The sequence below is a fragment of the Cellulophaga omnivescoria genome (assembly GCF_027915275.1).
Classification (GTDB): domain Bacteria; phylum Bacteroidota; class Bacteroidia; order Flavobacteriales; family Flavobacteriaceae; genus Cellulophaga; species Cellulophaga omnivescoria.
Genome location: NZ_CP115819.1, coordinates 559,094 through 576,350, shown reverse-complemented (window position 1 = coordinate 576,350; position 17,257 = coordinate 559,094). Strand labels below are relative to the sequence as shown.

The following is a 17,257-nucleotide window of genomic DNA, read 5'->3' as shown; positions in this document are numbered from 1 at the left end:
GTTTATGAGCGCAACAATAAAACATTTTAAACTACTAATAGCAAATATATTGCTCTTAGTCCTTGGTACCGTATCTGGTTGGGCACAACAAGATGCGCAATACACACAATACATGTATAATACCATAAGTATAAATCCGGCCTATGCAGGTTCTCGTGGTCATATGAGTGTTGGTTTATTACACAGATCTCAATGGGTAGGTCTAGAGGGGGCGCCAAAAACGCAGACCTTTAACTTTCATACACCACTTGGTTATAGGGGAGTTGGAGTTGGTTTTTCTGTAGTTAATGATGTTATTGGACCAACTTCAGAAACCTATTTTGATGGTGATTTTTCATACACAATATATACCTCTGTAGAAGGAAGATTATCATTTGGTTTAAAAGCAAGTGCACATTTGTTAGATGTTCGTTTTTCAGAATTAAACCAAGATAATAGCAATGGTGTAGATCCAACTTTACAGCAAGACATTGATAATAGATTTTCACCAAATGTTGGAGCTGGAGTATATTATCATACAGAAAAATTTTATGCAGGTTTATCTGTTCCAAGAATATTAGAAACAAAGCATTTTGCAGAGGGTTCTAACCCAACAGTAGCAAATGAGCAAATGCATATTTATTTAATGACAGGGTATGTATTTGATTTAAATGAATCTGTAAAGTTTAAACCAACAATTTTAACTAAAGGTGTAAAAGGTGCGCCATTACAAGTAGATTTATCTGCTAATTTTATGTTTAACGATAAATTTATTTTAGGAGGAGCTTACCGTTGGAGTGCCGCATTTAGTGGTATGTTTGGTTTTCAGGTATCCGAAGATTTTATGATAGGACTAGCCTACGATAAAGAAACAACAGAACTAGGTAGTACTTCTTTTAATGATGGCTCTTTTGAGGTAATGTTGCGTTATGACTTTATAAAAACTAAGAAAAATTTAAAATCGCCTAGATTCTTTTAATTTAATAATTTAGCGATAAAATAGATGAAAAACACTTTTACTTGTAAAGGTGTTTTTTCTTTTTTATGTTGCTCATAAATAACATAAAGGTCTTATTTTTGTAATATTATGATTGAAGAACAAGTAATATTAGTTAACGAACAAGACCAGCAAATAGGTACAATGGGTAAAATGGAGGCTCATGAAAAAGCACTCCTCCATAGAGCATTTTCTGTATTTGTAATGAATGACAAAGGAGAAACAATGTTGCAGCAACGTGCATCAGAGAAATACCACTCTCCTTTGTTATGGACCAACACCTGTTGTAGTCACCAAAGAGTAGGTGAATCTAACTTAGAAGCAGGCAAGAGAAGGTTGCAAGAAGAAATGGGATTTGTAACAGAACTAAAAGAACTTTTTTCATTTATATACAAAGCTCCTTTTGATAATGGTTTAACAGAACATGAATTAGATCATGTAATGATTGGCAAGTTTAATGATGAGCCCAATATAAACAAAGAAGAAGTAGAAGATTGGAAATGGATGGCTTTAGATGATATAAAAATAGATATCCAGAAAAACCCTAAAAATTATACAGAATGGTTTAAAATAATTTTTGACCGTTTTCATAAATACACATTACAAAACCAATACTAATATGAAGGTTAAAGTAAGTAGAAAAGCACATTTTAATTCGGCTCACAGACTACACAATAAAGCCTGGGATGCAGAAAAAAATAAAGCAGTTTTTGGCTTGTGTAGTAATCCAAATTATCACGGTCACAATTATGAGCTTATAGTTAGCGTTGCAGGAGAAATAGATCCTATAACAGGCTTTGTGATGGATATGAAGGTTTTAAAAGATCTTATTAAAGAAAAAGTAGAAAAAGCCTTAGACCATAAAAATTTAAATATAGAGGTTCCAGAGTTTAAAGAGCTAAATCCAACTGCAGAAAATATTGCTGTAGTAATTTGGAACAAGCTTAGACCAGAGATTGATGCATCTAAAGACTTGGAAATTGTATTGTATGAGACGCCAAGAAATTACGTTACATATTCTGGATAATTAAATAGTAAACTTATAAACAACACATATATGTATCCGTTAAAATTTAATCCTATTTTAAAAGAAAGACTTTGGGGTGGTACCAAGTTAAGAGATGTTTTAAATAAGCCTATAGAAAATGATATAACAGGTGAAAGCTGGGAATTATCTACAGTTAAAGGAGATGTTTCTATTGTAGCTAACGGAGATTTGTTGGGAACATCTTTGCAAGAATTGATAAATACAAAAACGAATGACCTTTTAGGAAAAAGTGTTGCAGAACGTTTTGGAACAGAATTTCCTATACTAATTAAGTTTATAGACGCTAAGCAGGATCTATCGGTGCAACTGCATCCTAATGATGAATTAGCTAAAAAAAGGCATAACTCATTTGGAAAAACAGAAATGTGGTATGTAATGGATGCAGACCAGGACGCAGAGCTTATTGTAGGTTTTAATAAAGATGTGGCAAAGGAAGAGTACGCAGCAAGTATTGAAAATGATACATTGCTGGATTTATTAAATTATGAAAAAGTACAAGAAGGTGATACTTTTTTTATTAATACAGGAAAAATACACGCAATTGGTGCGGGTGTTTTATTAGCCGAAATACAGCAAACTTCTGACGTAACTTATAGAGTTTTTGATTTTAACCGTAAAGATAAAAACGGAAATTTAAGGGAGCTACATACAGAGCAAGCTTTAGATGCTATAGATTACACTAAAAAGGACGATTTTAAAGTTGCTTATAGTACAGGGAAGAATGAGGTAAACACCATGGTAGATTGCCCTTATTTTAAAACTAATTTTATAGAGTTAACAGATAATTTAAAACAAGACGTAGCCAATAGAGATTCATTTACTATTTATATGTGTGTTGGAGGTGCTGCTACTGTAAAAAATGAATACGGAGAAGCAAGTCTCGTTAAGGGGGAAACAATTTTAGTGCCTGCAATGTCTACATCTATAGAAATAGTTTCTAACGGAGCAAAATTGTTAGAAGTAACTATTTAAACTATTTATTACTTAAGCTAATATATTATACATAAGAAACTATTTGTATAAGTTAAATATGTATTTTTGCATAAAAATTAATACAAATGGCAAGCATAAGAGATTTAAAAAAAGACATAAATTTTGTTTTAGGAGATATTATTGAAGCGGTTTACTTTTGGGAAGCAACTTCAAACTCTAAAGATTCTAAAGAAGGTTCTAAAATTATAGATTCTGCAATTGCTACTTTTGATGAGTTAATCGCTAAAGTAAACAATAAAGATGTTGATAATAGAAGTAAGCATTTAACAGCAGTACGTACAGAGCTAGAAACTAAAGCTACAGAATTAGTTGCGGAGATTAACAAATTAGGTTAATTTTTACTGTTTACACAAAATAAAAACATCCGCCATTGGCGGATGTTTTTTTATGTTTATTTGTTAGCAGCTTTTACTTTGCTAATATGTTCTTTTAACTTTTTACCATACTTAGAAATCGATATACTATCTGGCAATGAATTGTATATAGAATCTAAGTACTTAACATTTACATCTGGTACTTCTGTTAAGGCTAAATAAGGTGCTACGTAAGACTCTTTATGGTTTAAGGAGTAATTTAAAGCATATAAATAACCACGTAGGTTGTTTTTAGATAGCATTTTGTTTAAAGAATCTATGGCTTGTTCATTACCTTGTATACCTGGTAATTGTGCTGTTTGTGCTAAACGTAGAGCTTCGGCGTTAAATTTAGAAGCATTTTTTCTAAACTCTTCTAGTTTTTTTTGAGAATCAGACCCTTCAATTTTAGCATTTAATGCAAAAGTATTCCAGGCTGTGTTAATTGTAATAGTACCTGGTTCTCCAAAAAATGTAATTCTATCATTAAATTCAGAGTTGTCAGATTTATCTAAATATAAATAAAATATTTCAGGGCTTTCCAATTCGGCAGATAGGCTATAATTGCCATCTCCTTTAATTTGTAAAGAGTCTACTGTAACTAAAACAGTATCATTAACTTTTTGTAAATACAGTGTTCCTTTTTTTAGGCCTTTTACATTACCAGAAACAACCATTGTGTTTTTAGTTGTAGAATTACAAGCAACAATGCTCAAACCAACTAGAAACAGAAGAAAAAATCTATTCATTTTATATTTTTTTAAGTGCAGCAAATATCACTAATTTTTCTTAAAAAATAGTTAATGCCTTTTGTTTTGTGTATAACTTTTTAATTAAAGAGAAGAGGCAACCTCCATAAGGTAGGCACAAAGTAATGCACCACCTGTACCAACTACATAACCAAAAACAGCAAGTAATACTCCCACAGAAGTTAACGATGGGTGAAACTCTGCCGCTACAATAGGAGCAGAAGCTGCACCACCAACATTGGCTTGACTACCCACAGCTAAAAAGAAGTAAGGAGCTTTTATAAGCTTAGCTACTAATATTAGTAAACCAGCGTGTATAGCAATCCATATTAGGCCAATAACAATAAGTCCTGGGTTCTCTAATACTTTACCCAAATCCATTTTCATACCAATAGTAGCAACTAAAATGTATATAAAAACACCACCTATTTTACTAGCACCAGCACCTTCTAAGTTTTTAGCTTTAGTAAAAGATAATGCAATACCAGCAATAGTTGCAAAAACAACCATCCAAAAGAAACTAGAGCCTAAAAAAGATAAAAAGCTTTTTTTATCTGCTACAGCGGCAACATTGTTTTCTAAATAAGAACTTATATTACCACCTAAAAAATGCGCTAAACCTACTGCTGTAAATGCTAAGAAAAGCAACATCATATAATCTTGCGTGGTTGGTGTTCTGGTAATTTTTTCTGTAAAGGCAGTTACTTTTATTTTTAAGGTTTCTATAGCAGAAGCATCTGCTTTTAACCATTTATCAATTTTTGTGGTTTTACCTACACCTAACAAAATTATAGCCATCCAAATGTTTGCTACAACTACATCTATAAGCACCATACCACCATATTTTTCTGGATTATACTTAAAAATTTCTAGCATAGCAGCTTGGTTAGCACCACCACCTATCCAACTACCAGCAATGGTAGATAGTCCTCTCCAAATAGCATCAAAATCATTACCGCCAACAGTATCTGGAGAAAAAACTGATACTATTAATATTGCTATTGGTCCGCCAATAATAATACCAACAGAACCTGTTAAAAACATAATTAAAGCTTTAGAGCCTAGGTTGGTAATAGCTTTTAAATCTATACTCAATGTCATTAAAACTAAAGCTGCAGGCAACAAATACCTACTAGCCATATAGTACAAACCAGACTCGTGTTCTGTTACAACGCCAGCATCATCTACTGTTTTCCAAGTTTCTGCAATAATACCTGTAGAAGTTAAAATTGCAGGGAGTAAATAACAAAGTAATATACCAGGAACAATGGTGTAAAATTTACTCCAAAATCCTGTTTTTTTAGCTGAGGTGTAAAAAACAAAACCTAAGCAAAGAGTTAATAATCCAAAAACAACTTTATCATCTGTAATAAGTGGTTCTATCATAAATAGTTTAGTTCTAAAAAGTTAGTTTTCTCAAATATACTTAAATTAAGATGTTTTGCTTTATAAAGTGCGCAACTCCGTTCTCTGTGTTTTTAAGCGTTACGTGCTTAGCAATTGCCTTAACTTCTGTTCTTCCGTTTTCTACAGCAACACCACAGCCTACGTGGGTAAGCATTTCGATATCATTATAATTATCACCAAAAGCAATTACCTCTTCTAAAGTTTCATTCTGTAATAGTAATTCTATAGCAGATAGTTTAGATATTGTTTTGGGAGCAACTTCTATTAAAGTATCATTAGATCTGTAAAAATGTAGACTTTCGCCTAGGGTAGACGTTAAAACACTAAAAATAGCATCTGTAGTCTGTTTAGTGCCCATTAGCATTATTTTATGAGCACCAACACCTCTCTTTTCCCAATTTACTAAAGTTATTTTAGTGTCTTCAAAAATAGGTTCTGCTTTGGTATGGTAAATTTCTTTTTGCACACGTTCTGAGTCTTCCGGTACGTACCATTCATCCATATAATACAAGCCCATTTTTACAGTGTGTTCTTCTGCAATTTTGTGTATGGTTTGCAATTCTTTGCAACTAATAAAAGTAGAAAATAGTTGTTTGTCATTATCTAAAACCAAAGCACCATTATAACATATAATAGGTAAATTTTCTATACCTAATCTTTCTTGTAAATAGCGCATAGATTTTGGCATTCTGGCAGAAACTAAAATTACTTTAAGGTGGTTTTTTATTCTGTTTATTTCTTTTATGGTTACGTCAGAAACATCATTTTTTGTGGTAAGTAAGGTTCCGTCTAAATCAGAACACAAAATTTTATAGGTCATTATTATTGGTTCTCAAGTTTTTATTTAGATACAAATTTATCTATAGTATTAATAAGCTCTTTAGATATTTTATAGTCTTTTGATGTATAAGCTTCTTGGTTTTCAACTATAGAATTTACAACCTTTAAAACGTGATTCATTTTAGGAATAATTTTTAAAGTAGCTTTAGGGTGTGCGTCTTTTAATAATTGTGCATCGGCTGTACTAACTTGAAGATCTGCATCACCATTTAAAATTAAAACAGGAATTTGCAATTTTTTAATTTCAGTAGCAGGATTTTCTGTAGCCCATTCTTTTATGAATTTTTGATAAACTGGTTGAAAAACACTCATTAAAAGCGGATTAACCTCTTTAATAGTATCTGTTTGTACTAATTCTTCAAATTGTTCTTTGGCTGCTTTGCCTAAGTCAGGATTTTGAGCTGTTAATTGTTCTACAATTGTTTTGTCAAAAGTTTTTCCTGGCCCAGCTAATGATATGTAAGAAGCAACAGCTTTATCATTACGTGTATTAATAGCCAACATACCCACCAAAGAGCCTTGGCTATGGCCAATTATTGTAATGCCACTAAAGCGTTTGTCGTTTTTAAAATAATCTATGGCTACGTTAGCATCATCTACAAAACCTTTAAAGCTAATATCTTTTACACTTTTTAAATTGTTTAGATTTGCAGATCTCTTGTCATAGCTATAAAATGAAATTCCTTTAGCATTTAAACTATCTCTAAGGGTTTTTATGTAGCCAATTTGCATAAGTGTACCGGCTTGGTTACCATTACGGTCTCCATTACCAGAACCTTGAATAAAAATTACAAGAGGTGTTTTCTTTTTAGATGGTGCTACTGTTAAAGTACCGGGTAAACTAATGTCTCCGTTTTTTAAATCTAGTTCTTCAGTTTTTATTTCTTGAGCAAAAATTAGAATTGGGAATACCAAACACAGTATTAGTAGTTTTTTCATGATTACCTGTTTTTATCGCGCTCTAAAATTACCTTAAATAAACTAGAGCTATTCATAACAATAGACGATTTTACTACCCAACCTTGTTTAGCTAATGTGTTTAATTCATTTTCAAAATCACTATCTGTATTGCGAAATTTGGTTCTTTGTCTAATAATTTTATATTCCTTCATTTTCTAGTTGGCGTTTTGTTAGAGTTGGCTAAATATATTAATAAGCAATTAACTACGTTTAAAATCCTTTCTTTTTTTCTTGTTAGGATTTTTAAATAAACGTTTTAAAAAACCATCTTTTTTGGTAGGATCGCAGTCTAATGACTGTAAAACGGCGTCTGTAGGTTTATTAAATTTTGCTTTAGTAATATAATTAAAATCACTGTCTTTATTCATTTTTTGCAGAAATAAAGCAAAAGCGGGTAGTGCAGCATTTGCACCTTGACCAATAGCTGTACTTTTAAACCCTATTTCATGATTGTCTAATCCAACCCAAGTAACACTTACTAATTTTGGAGTTACACCTACAAACCAAGCATCTTTATTGTTTTGTGTTGTTCCCGTTTTGCCTGCAATGTCATTAGTTAATTTGTAAGTGTTTCTAATTCTAGCTGCAGTACCTGTATTAATAGTAGCTTTCATTAGCTCTAACATAATCATATTAGTTTCATTAGAAAACGCAGTTTGCTTAGCAATTTTAGGTTCAAAGGTTTCTATAATAGAGTCTTTGTTAGTAGTAATTTGTTTAATTAAAAACGGAGTACTGTGTTTGCCATTATTTACAAAAGTGGTGTATGCTTTTGCAAGCTCGTTAATTTTAACTTCTGCAGTACCTAAAGCCAAAGAAGGCTCGTTAGGTAGCTCTGTAGAAATCCCCATTTTTTTAGCTTGTTCAATAGTATTTTTTATTCCTGCTTTTTCTAAAACTTTTACAGCAACAGTGTTTACAGAGTTGCTTAACGCTTCTTCCATAGAGTAGTTAAGAAAACTTTCATCTTTAGAGCCAGAGTTAGACGGGCTCCATTTTTTTAAATTTTTATATTCTACCTCTTGTGCAGAAAAGTAGGTGCAAGGGCCAATACCTTGCTCTAAAGCAGTGGTATATACAATTGGTTTAAAAGTAGAACCAACTTGCCTTTTACTTTGCGATATATGATCGTACTTAAAGTGTTTAAAGTTAACACCGCCAATCCAAACTTTTACTTCTCCGGTAGCAGGGTCTACAGCCAAAGAGCCAATATTTAAAAATTTACTATAATGTTTAATACTGTCTATAGTACTTGCTTGTATTGTAATGTCTTTATCCCAAGTGGCTAAAGTCATTGTCTTTTTTTTATTTAAAGAGTCTAATATTTGTTTTTCGGGTAAGTTTAGTGCTTTTAGCTTTTTATAAGGTAATGATTGTTTTACCGTTTTGTTAATAATACTTTTATTGGTTAGCCACGGTGCATTTTTACCATAACTTTTTTCAAAGTCAGACTGTAATTTTTTCATATGCTCTTGCATTGCTTCTTCAGCCAATACCTGCATTTTATAATTTAAAGTAGTGTATATTTTTAAACCAGATGTGTAAATATTTAAATTTTCACCACTTGCATTTTTATCTTTAGTCCATTTTAATAATTGTTTTCTAACTTCTTCTCTAAAATAAGGAGCAATACCATCATTATAATTAAAGTCTCTATAATCTAATTTTAAAGGTGTTTTAATAAGACTATCTTTTTGTTTTTCATTTAAATAGCTATTGTTATACATAGCTTGCATAACTAAGTTTCTACGACTAATGCTTTTTTTAGGAAAAACTCTTGGGTTGTAACCGTAGGTAGCTTTTAACATACCAATTAATGTTGCAGCCTCTGGTATAGATATATCTTTAGTGTGCTTGTTAAAAAACTTTAGAGAAGCACTTTCTATACCGTGTGTGTTGTCTCCAAAGGAAACCTGATTTAAATAATGATATAAAATTTCTTCTTTACTATAAATACTTTCTAATCTGCGAGCAACAAACATTTCTTTAAGTTTAGCAACAACTAAATTAAGCTTGCCACGTTTGGTTCTTGGGTATAAGTTTTTTACTAATTGCTGACTAATGGTGCTTCCGCCGCCAGAAGATTTATCTTGCAACAAAACACTTTTAAAAGCAACCCTAAACATACTTTTATAGTCAACTCCAGTATGGTTATAAAAACGTTCATCTTCAATTGCAACTAATGCTTCTGTTAAATGTTTTGGAAAATCAGTAAAAGGAATTGGTTGCCTGTCTTGCAAATAATATTTACCAATTAAAACACTATCAGCAGAATAAACTTCTGATGCTTGCTGGTATTTTAATGTAGTTAATTCTTTTGAGCTAGGTATTTTTCCCCACATACCTATATAAACACTAGTAATAAAAAGTATAATAATAAATATTAATACAACTACACTAGCTAGTGTGTATCTTATATATGGATTCTTAATTTTGTGTAATTTCAAAATATTTTGTTTTTGTGCATAAGGATAAGTTAAAAAAATAAAACCAACTAAAAAATTAGATTACTTTAACTTTCATTTTTCTATTTTTGCCAAAATTAAAATTATAATGAAAAAGATAAGTATACTCCTTTTTTTAGCGGTTCAAGTTTCTTTTGCCAACAATATTTTTTGGGGTAAAACAGGGCATAGGACTGTTGGTGAGGTAGCACAAAAAGAACTAAGCAGAAAAGCAAAAAAGGCGATTAAAAAATTGTTAGAGGGACAAGATTTGGCTTTTGTGTCTAATTATGCAGATGAAATAAAATCTGACCGTGATTTTAAAGCTTATTATCCTTGGCATTATGTAAATTTTCCGGCAAATAAAAAGTATACAGAAATTACGCCTCCAGAAGAAGGAGATTTAATGGTTGGGATAGAAAAGTGTGTTGCCGTGTTAAAGGATGAGAAGAGTACAAAAAAAGATAAATCTTTTCATTTAAAAATGTTGGTTCACTTAATTGGAGATATGCATCAACCTTTACACGCTGGTCATGCAGAAGATAAAGGCGGTAATGATATACAAGTACGTTGGTTTAATGAAGGTTCTAATTTACACCGTGTTTGGGATTCTGATATGATAGAGTCCTATGGTATGAGCTATTCTGAACTTGCTAATGCTTTACCTAAAATAGATAAAAAGCAAAAAGCAAAAATACAAGACGGTACTATTTATGATTGGATAGAGGAATCTCAGAATTTGGCTGAAGAAGTATACAAATCTGCAGAAATAGGTGAAAAACTAAGTTACAGGTACAGTTACTTGCATATGGGTACACTACGTAAACAGTTGTTAAAAGGAGGTTTACGTTTGGCTAAGGTGCTAAATCAAATTTATAAATAGTTTTAACGATTATTTAGTAAATACAACTGTGTTTTTTTAAATTTTGGCATAACTGTTGCATTTTGTAAATTGTAGTTGTGTATGAGGACATTAGTAAGGCCATCCAAACTTAGTAAAGGCAGTATGTAACTAACATTATTTAGGATAACAGATAAAAAAATCGGTTTTAGATATATTTAAAACCGATTTTTTTATGTCTATATATAAGGAATAAGTTTTTATTTAAAAACTTAAGCAACTATAGTTTTAAGTTCATTTCTATATTCAGATGGATTTTGACCTGTAAATTTTTTAAAAGATTTATTAAAGTGAGAAAAATTGTTAAATCCGCACTCAAAACAAACCTCTGTAATACTCATTTTTTGTTCTGCTAATAATTTAGAAGCGTGTACCAACCTATATTCATTGGTAAACTGAATAAAAGTTTTGTTTGTAATTTTTTTAAAATACCTACAAAATGATGGTACCGTCATATTCACCAAAGAGGCAATGCTGTCCAATGTAATTTCTTCTCTAAAGTTTGTTTTAACGTAATTAAAAATAACATTAATACGGTCGTTATCTTTTACCTCTGTTTTCATAGCAAAACCTTCAGCATTTAATAAGGTATACTCGTTAGATTTTCCTAATTCATTTAAAATATTTAGTATAGATATTAAGCGCTGAAAATCTGTTTGGTATTCTAGTACCTCTATTTTATCTCCAATTTTAAGTTTAGTATTGCCATGAAAAGCAATACCACCCTTGCAAGTATCTAATAAAGATTTAATGTTTCTAAGCTCCGGTAGGTTAAAAAAGTTATCTCCTAAAAAGGTAGGCAACATTTGTACCACTGTTTCACTCTTATTTTTTGTAAGCACATCTGTAAGTCCGCAATGTGGTAAATTACCATCAATTAAAATTAAATCTCCATCTGTGTAATAAGATATATGACTTCCAATTTGTCTTTTACCAGAACCTCCATTTACATAAACCAATTCTATCTCTGGATGATAATGCCAAGTATTGTTTTTATTGTTGGTGGCTTCATCAAACTTTTGGTAAGTAAATGAGTGTCCAAAATCTGGAGCTATCGACTCAAAAATAGGTTTCTGATTTATCATTTGTAAAAAGTTATACTACAAAAATAGAATATATATGTATTTAAAAATACCTTTTTAAAAATATTTAGGGTGTTTTGTATGTTAAATTAACGTCAATACAGTGTTTAGACACTATTATGGTTAATATAGCATATATATTGGAAAAGATAGAGGTGAAATAAACAGAATATGCCACATATATTTGCAGTGTAATTAATTACCAATTCATAACAAAAAGAATAACCCTAAAAAAGTAAACCTATGAAAACAATTTTTAAAATTTCCGCGTTAGTTCTGTTTCTATTTGTATCAACTGCTGGTTTTGCAATGGAAGAATCATCATTAGAATTGGTGACAAAAAAGAATTCAAAAGATTTAATCTTCAAATTTGAAGCTAGAAATCTACAAACAGTTGTAAAATTTGTAGATCAAAATTCTTCTGTATTTTATTCAGAAGAGATTCACGATAAATCGGTTTACAGTAAAAAGTTTAATGTAGAGAGTTTAGAAGACGGAAACTACTACTTAAACGTAGAAAATATGTTAAAAAAAGTTTCTTATGCTATACACATTAACAATGGAGAAGTTATAGTAGATGAGAAAAAAGAAGTTACTAAGCCTATTTTTCAGAAAAGAGGAGATTTAGTAGTAATGAGTTTTTTAAATAAAAATAAAGGTAAAGTAGTTGTTTCTGTATACGATTTAGAAGGAAACGAAGTTTACTCAGAAAATTTTGATAATAAATTAAGAGTAGAAAAAGCATTTAGATTTTCTAATTTTGCTGAAGAAGAATTTAGATTTGTTGTTGAAGTTAACAAAGATAGATACAGTAAATTAGTTAGTTTAAACTAATTAAGTTAAGTATTGTTGTGAGAGTTTAAGGAGGCTATTTTTATGGCCTCCTTTTTTTATGCTTAAAATTGTAAGTAGTAATAAGCCCAATACATTAAAACAAATTGCAATGGTATGCGTAAAATTAAAATATACATTGGTATGCCTGCTGCTGCTTTTTTACTAGATAGCATATAAAAATGTACAAGTAAAAAAACTGCTAACATTGCTATTAATGCATAAATAGCTAGGTTTTTAGTGTAAGTATAAACCAATCCTGTACCAATTACAACCTCTAAAATACCACTTATATAAACCAATAGTAAATGCTTTGGTAGGTACATTGGCATAATACGAGTATACATTTTTGTTTTAATAAAATGCATAATACCCGCAATTATATACAGTAATGCCATAAGGTATAGGTGCCATGGATATATCATAATTTTAAAGGTATTTGGCTAAACGTAATCTCTTTTTTTCTGGTAAGGCCATATTGTTTACGGCTAATTTAACTGTGTCTGTATTTTTTTCCTTAGTAAAAAGTAATTTGTAAAAATCTTGTACCGTAAGTTTGTTTTTAGATTGTTCTACCAACGTAAAAATATCACCTGTATTAACTGTTCCTTCTTGTAAAATACGAACATAAGTTCCAGGACGGTTATGGTCTATAAATTGTTTTAGTATTTGTTGGTTTCCAAAACGTATACCTAGCTTATAACAAGGTTCTCTTGGTTGTGAAACTTGCACAATTGCAGTTCCTACTTTGTAAATATCGCCAATTCTAATTATTGCTTCATTTAGGCCTTTAACGGTAAGGTTTTCTCCAAACATTCCCCAATTCCAATCTAAATTAGGGTATAGTTTTTTCCAATAATCATAAACGTCTGCAGAAAATAAATAACAAGCTTTGTGAGTGCCTCCGTGGTGTTTACAATCTATAACAGCATCATTAACAACATCTGTGTTCATTAATTGTATTGGTTCAGTTGTTGGGTATTTATAAATTCCAGTTACTTCTTCTTTACCGTTCCACTGTATTTTGGTTGGTTTACCAAGGTTGGTTGCTACTACTTTCATCCTATAAAGATAAAAAACCATTGCATATAAATACAATGGTTTTTGTTAAGTAGTTGTAGTTAGTGTAAAATTGAAGCTTATAAAAATTATTACAAAAATAAATTTCGGGTATAAATACTTTAAAACTTACTTATTTTTAAACCATCACTAAAATTTAGTGATGTTTTTTTGTTAAAAATGAAACCCTTTAAAAAAGCAATCGTTTTTAAGATAGAATACTTACAAACATTTATGCAACAAACCACAAACCAATTAATTGCCGGCTGTAAAAAAGGAGATAAAAAATCTCAGGTACAGTTGTATACAAATTATTGTGACGCAATGTTTGTTATTGCTTGTAGGTATAAAAAAATCCGCATTAAGTAGTTAATGCGGATTTTATATTTTTAAGTCTATGAGTAAATGTTACTTTACCATCTCGTAACTTCTTTTAATAAAGTTTGTAAGCTCTTCACCTTTTAATAAGCCTTTAGATAAACGTGCTAAGTCTAAAGATTGGTTTATTAAACGTGTTTTTGTTTCTGGTGTATCTGCATTTAGAATTTCAGAAACTAGATCGTGGTTTGTGTTTACAATAAGGTTGTACATTTCTGGCATATTACCCATACCAAACATACCACCACCGCCACCGGTTTGTTGCATTTCTTTCATTCTACGCATAAACTCTGGCTCTGTAATTGTAAAAGGAGCAGCGTTACTATCCATAGCTTCTAACTGTACAGTAAAGCTTTTATTGGTAATAGTTTCTTCTAACTCTTTTTTAAGCGTTTCTTTTTCTTCTTCAGATAGTTTAGAGATCTGCTCTTCATCTTTCTTAATAAGATTGTCTATGTGGTCTGCATCTACTCTTGCAAAAGAAATATTCTCTTTAGAAGTTTCTAATTTTTGCATTAAGTGGCTAATGATAGGTGAGTCTAATAATAAAACTTCGTATCCTTTAGTTTTTGCAGCTTCAATATAACTGTGTTGTGCTTCTTTATTAGATGCATATAAAAGAACAAGTTTATTGTCTTTATCAGTTTGTGTAGCTTTTATTTTCTCTTGTAACTCTTCAAACGTGTAAAAAGCGCCATCTACTGTTGGGTACAATGCAAATTTGTCAGCCTTGTCAAAGAATTTATCATCAGAAAGCATTCCGTATTCAATAACAATTTTAATGTCATTCCATTTAGCTTCAAAATCTTCTCTATTATTTTTAAATAAAGACGATAGTTTATCTGCTACTTTTCTAGAAATGTATGATGATATTTTTTTAACAGCACCATCTGCCTGTAAGTATGATCTAGAAACATTTAACGGTATGTCTGGTGAGTCTATAACACCACGTAACATAGTTAAAAATTCTGGTACTATACCTTCTACATTGTCTGTAACAAAAACTTGGTTTTGGTATAGTTGTATACGGTCTTTTTGTATGTTTAAGTCGTTTGTTAATTTAGGGAAATATAAAATACCTGTTAAGTTAAACGGGTAATCTACATTAAGGTGTATATGAAACAAAGGCTCCTCAAACTGCATTGGGTAAAGCTCTCTGTAAAACCCTTTATAATCCTCTTCTTGTAAATCTGCCGGAGCTTTTGTCCAAGCTGGGTTTGGGTTGTTTATAATATTGTCTACCTCTTGCGTTGGTGCAGGATCCTCTTCCTTAGCATCTTCTGGCTTAGGTAAAGTTTCTGTACGCATACCAAACTTAATTGGTACCGGCATAAATTTATTGTACTTGGTTAAAAGTTCATTAATCTTACTGTCTTCTAAAAACTCTGTAGAGTCATCTGCAACGTGTAAAATAATTTCTGTACCACGTTCTGTTTTATCTGCAGCTTCTAAAGTAAAGTTAGGAGAACCATCACAAGTCCAATGTGCAGCTGGCTCATCTTTAAAGCTTTTGGTAATAATTTCTACTTTATCTGCAACCATAAAGGCAGAGTAAAATCCAAGTCCAAAATGACCAATAATACCAGAGTCTTTAGCAGAGTCTTTGTATTTGTCTAAAAATTCTTCAGCACCAGAAAAAGCAACTTGGTTAATGTACTTTTCAACCTCGTCTGCTGTCATACCAAGACCTTGGTCTATAATATGTATTTTTTTACCTTCCTTATCAACCTTAATTTCTATAACAGGGTTGCCATATTCTACTTTAGCTTCACCTATAGAAGTTAAATGTTTAAGTTTTAAAGTTGCATCTGTAGCATTAGATATTAACTCACGTAAAAATATCTCGTGGTCGCTATATAAGAACTTTTTAATAAGCGGAAAAATATTCTCAACGGATACATTAATTTTACCTGTCGCCATAATTAAATTGTATTTTTTATCCCTTTTAGGAAAACTGATTATTAATTTTTTTATTCTGTTATGGGTATGGCAAATAAAATACCAATTAAGCTATATATGACAAACTGACATTCTATTAAAAAATATCAGATTTTTTGGTTATCTTCAATTATTGCAATTAAAAATTATCATTATTTATATATTGCAGCTTTAAATTGGGTGTAGCCCAAACCAAACTAAGATATTAAAGTAAAAGTTATGTACAATTCAAAAATAATTGGCTTAGGTCATTATGTGCCAGAAAATGTAGTTACCAATGATGATTTATCTAAGGTAATGGATACTAATGATGCTTGGATACAAGAGCGTACTGGAATAAAAGAAAGAAGACATGTAGTTAAAGGAGATGGAGACACTACAACAACAATGGGTGTTAAGGCAGCTAAAATAGCAATAGAACGCGCAGGTATAGATAAAGATGATATAGATTTTATAGTTTTTGCCACACTAAGTCCAGATTATTATTTTCCTGGGCCGGGAGTTTTAGTGCAAAGAGATTTAGGTATTAAAACAGTTGGGGCATTAGATGTTAGGAACCAATGTTCTGGTTTTGTCTACGGTATATCTGTAGCAGACCAATATATTAAAAGCGGAATGTATAAAAATGTGCTTGTTATTGGTTCTGAATTACATTCTCACGGTTTAGATATGACAACACGTGGTAGAAGTGTTTCTGTAATTTTTGGTGATGGGGCAGGTGCAGCAGTATTAAGTAGAGCAGAAGACAATGAAACCGGAATTTTATCTACACATTTACATTCTGAAGGACAACATGCAGAAGAGTTATCTTTAATTGCCCCAGGGATGGGTAAACGTTGGGTAACCGATATTATTGAAGAGGCAGATCCCAATGATGAATCATATTTTCCGTATATGAACGGCCAGTTTGTATTTAAAAATGCAGTGGTTCGTTTTAGTGAGGTAATAATGGAAGGTTTACAGGCAAATAATTTAGAAGTGTCTGATATTGATATGTTGGTACCGCACCAGGCAAACCTTAGAATATCACAGTTTATACAAAAGAAGTTTAAACTAAATGATGACCAAGTGTTTAATAATATAATGAACTATGGTAACACAACAGCAGCATCTATACCAATTGCATTAACGGAAGCTTGGGAACAAGGTAAAGTTAAAAAAGGAGATTTGGTTATTTTAGCAGCATTTGGTAGTGGCTTTACCTGGGGTAGTGTTGTTATTAAATGGTAATTAATACGTTAAGTATATAAAAACATAAAGCCCAGAGCAGAACTCTGGGCTTCTTTGTCATCGATAGG

At 31.3% G+C, this 17,257-nt stretch carries 18 protein-coding genes; 8 read left to right on the top strand and 10 right to left on the bottom strand.

The window, feature by feature from the left end; all coding sequences use genetic code 11:
* Nucleotides 1–4: 4 nt before the first annotated feature.
* The 5 genes from PBN93_RS02560 to PBN93_RS02540 all read left to right on the top strand — a co-directional run bounded on the left by PBN93_RS02560 (nt 5) and on the right by PBN93_RS02540 (nt 3,352).
* Complete coding sequence (locus PBN93_RS02560) at nt 5–958, top strand: PorP/SprF family type IX secretion system membrane protein (RefSeq protein ID WP_271081369.1); 954 nt, start codon at nt 5–7, stop codon at nt 956–958.
* Between the two features lie 108 nt (nt 959–1,066).
* On the top strand, nt 1,067–1,594 hold the full coding sequence (idi, locus tag PBN93_RS02555; protein WP_077406597.1) for an isopentenyl-diphosphate Delta-isomerase: 528 nt from the start codon (nt 1,067–1,069) through the stop codon (nt 1,592–1,594).
* Between the two features lies 1 nt (nt 1,595).
* On the top strand, nt 1,596–2,003 hold the full coding sequence (locus tag PBN93_RS02550; protein ID WP_077406594.1) for a 6-pyruvoyl trahydropterin synthase family protein: 408 nt from the start codon (nt 1,596–1,598) through the stop codon (nt 2,001–2,003).
* Nucleotides 2,004–2,033: 30 nt separating this feature from the next.
* Nucleotides 2,034–2,996: a type I phosphomannose isomerase catalytic subunit gene (locus tag PBN93_RS02545; protein ID WP_077406591.1), complete on the top strand. Its 963-nt coding sequence runs from the start codon at nt 2,034–2,036 to the stop codon at nt 2,994–2,996.
* 86 nt (nt 2,997–3,082) lie between these two features.
* A complete protein-coding gene (locus PBN93_RS02540) occupies nt 3,083–3,352 on the top strand; it encodes a hypothetical protein (RefSeq protein WP_077406588.1) in 270 nt (89 codons plus the stop codon).
* A gap of 56 nt (nt 3,353–3,408) precedes the next feature.
* Here PBN93_RS02540 and PBN93_RS02535 read toward each other — a convergent pair whose 3' ends face one another.
* The 6 genes from PBN93_RS02535 to PBN93_RS02510 all read right to left on the bottom strand — a co-directional run bounded on the left by PBN93_RS02535 (nt 3,409) and on the right by PBN93_RS02510 (nt 9,773).
* Nucleotides 3,409–4,119, bottom strand: a complete 711-nt coding sequence (locus tag PBN93_RS02535; RefSeq protein WP_077406585.1) for a DUF4369 domain-containing protein — start codon at nt 4,117–4,119, stop codon at nt 3,409–3,411.
* A gap of 84 nt (nt 4,120–4,203) precedes the next feature.
* Nucleotides 4,204–5,505 carry a DUF819 family protein gene (locus tag PBN93_RS02530; protein ID WP_077406582.1) on the bottom strand — a complete coding sequence of 434 codons (1,302 nt, stop codon included), beginning with the start codon at nt 5,503–5,505 and terminating at the stop codon, nt 4,204–4,206.
* A gap of 40 nt (nt 5,506–5,545) precedes the next feature.
* Nucleotides 5,546–6,346 (bottom strand): Cof-type HAD-IIB family hydrolase, encoded by an 801-nt coding sequence (locus PBN93_RS02525; RefSeq protein WP_271081368.1) that lies wholly within the window; start codon nt 6,344–6,346, stop codon nt 5,546–5,548.
* 20 nt (nt 6,347–6,366) lie between these two features.
* Entirely contained in the window at nt 6,367–7,305 is a 939-nt protein-coding gene (locus tag PBN93_RS02520; RefSeq protein WP_271081367.1) for an alpha/beta hydrolase, read from the bottom strand.
* A gap of 2 nt (nt 7,306–7,307) precedes the next feature.
* Nucleotides 7,308–7,478 (bottom strand): DUF4177 domain-containing protein, encoded by a 171-nt coding sequence (locus PBN93_RS02515; protein WP_271081366.1) that lies wholly within the window; start codon nt 7,476–7,478, stop codon nt 7,308–7,310.
* 48 nt (nt 7,479–7,526) lie between these two features.
* Nucleotides 7,527–9,773: a transglycosylase domain-containing protein gene (locus tag PBN93_RS02510; RefSeq protein ID WP_271081365.1), complete on the bottom strand. Its 2,247-nt coding sequence runs from the start codon at nt 9,771–9,773 to the stop codon at nt 7,527–7,529.
* Nucleotides 9,774–9,879: 106 nt separating this feature from the next.
* Here PBN93_RS02510 and PBN93_RS02505 point away from each other — a divergent pair, with 106 nt between their 5' ends.
* Nucleotides 9,880–10,653 carry a S1/P1 nuclease gene (locus PBN93_RS02505; RefSeq protein WP_077406566.1) on the top strand — a complete coding sequence of 258 codons (774 nt, stop codon included), beginning with the start codon at nt 9,880–9,882 and terminating at the stop codon, nt 10,651–10,653.
* Nucleotides 10,654–10,883: 230 nt separating this feature from the next.
* Here PBN93_RS02505 and PBN93_RS02500 read toward each other — a convergent pair whose 3' ends face one another.
* Nucleotides 10,884–11,756 (bottom strand): AraC family transcriptional regulator, encoded by an 873-nt coding sequence (locus PBN93_RS02500; protein WP_271081364.1) that lies wholly within the window; start codon nt 11,754–11,756, stop codon nt 10,884–10,886.
* Nucleotides 11,757–11,996: 240 nt separating this feature from the next.
* Here PBN93_RS02500 and PBN93_RS02495 point away from each other — a divergent pair, with 240 nt between their 5' ends.
* Nucleotides 11,997–12,587, top strand: a complete 591-nt coding sequence (locus PBN93_RS02495) for a hypothetical protein (RefSeq protein WP_077406560.1) — start codon at nt 11,997–11,999, stop codon at nt 12,585–12,587.
* Nucleotides 12,588–12,649: 62 nt separating this feature from the next.
* On the opposite strand, the gene PBN93_RS02490 is transcribed toward PBN93_RS02495, so the two are convergent.
* The 3 genes from PBN93_RS02490 to htpG all read right to left on the bottom strand — a co-directional run bounded on the left by PBN93_RS02490 (nt 12,650) and on the right by htpG (nt 15,941).
* On the bottom strand, nt 12,650–13,009 hold the full coding sequence (locus PBN93_RS02490) for a DoxX family protein (RefSeq protein WP_271081363.1): 360 nt from the start codon (nt 13,007–13,009) through the stop codon (nt 12,650–12,652).
* 4 nt (nt 13,010–13,013) lie between these two features.
* Entirely contained in the window at nt 13,014–13,646 is a 633-nt protein-coding gene (locus PBN93_RS02485; RefSeq protein WP_271081362.1) for an MOSC domain-containing protein, read from the bottom strand.
* Between the two features lie 405 nt (nt 13,647–14,051).
* Complete coding sequence (gene htpG / locus PBN93_RS02480; RefSeq protein ID WP_271081361.1) at nt 14,052–15,941, bottom strand: molecular chaperone HtpG; 1,890 nt, start codon at nt 15,939–15,941, stop codon at nt 14,052–14,054.
* A gap of 237 nt (nt 15,942–16,178) precedes the next feature.
* Between htpG and PBN93_RS02475 the strand changes: the two genes are divergently transcribed.
* Nucleotides 16,179–17,189 (top strand): 3-oxoacyl-ACP synthase III family protein, encoded by a 1,011-nt coding sequence (locus PBN93_RS02475; protein ID WP_077406540.1) that lies wholly within the window; start codon nt 16,179–16,181, stop codon nt 17,187–17,189.
* The last annotated feature ends 68 nt before the right edge of the window (nt 17,190–17,257 follow it).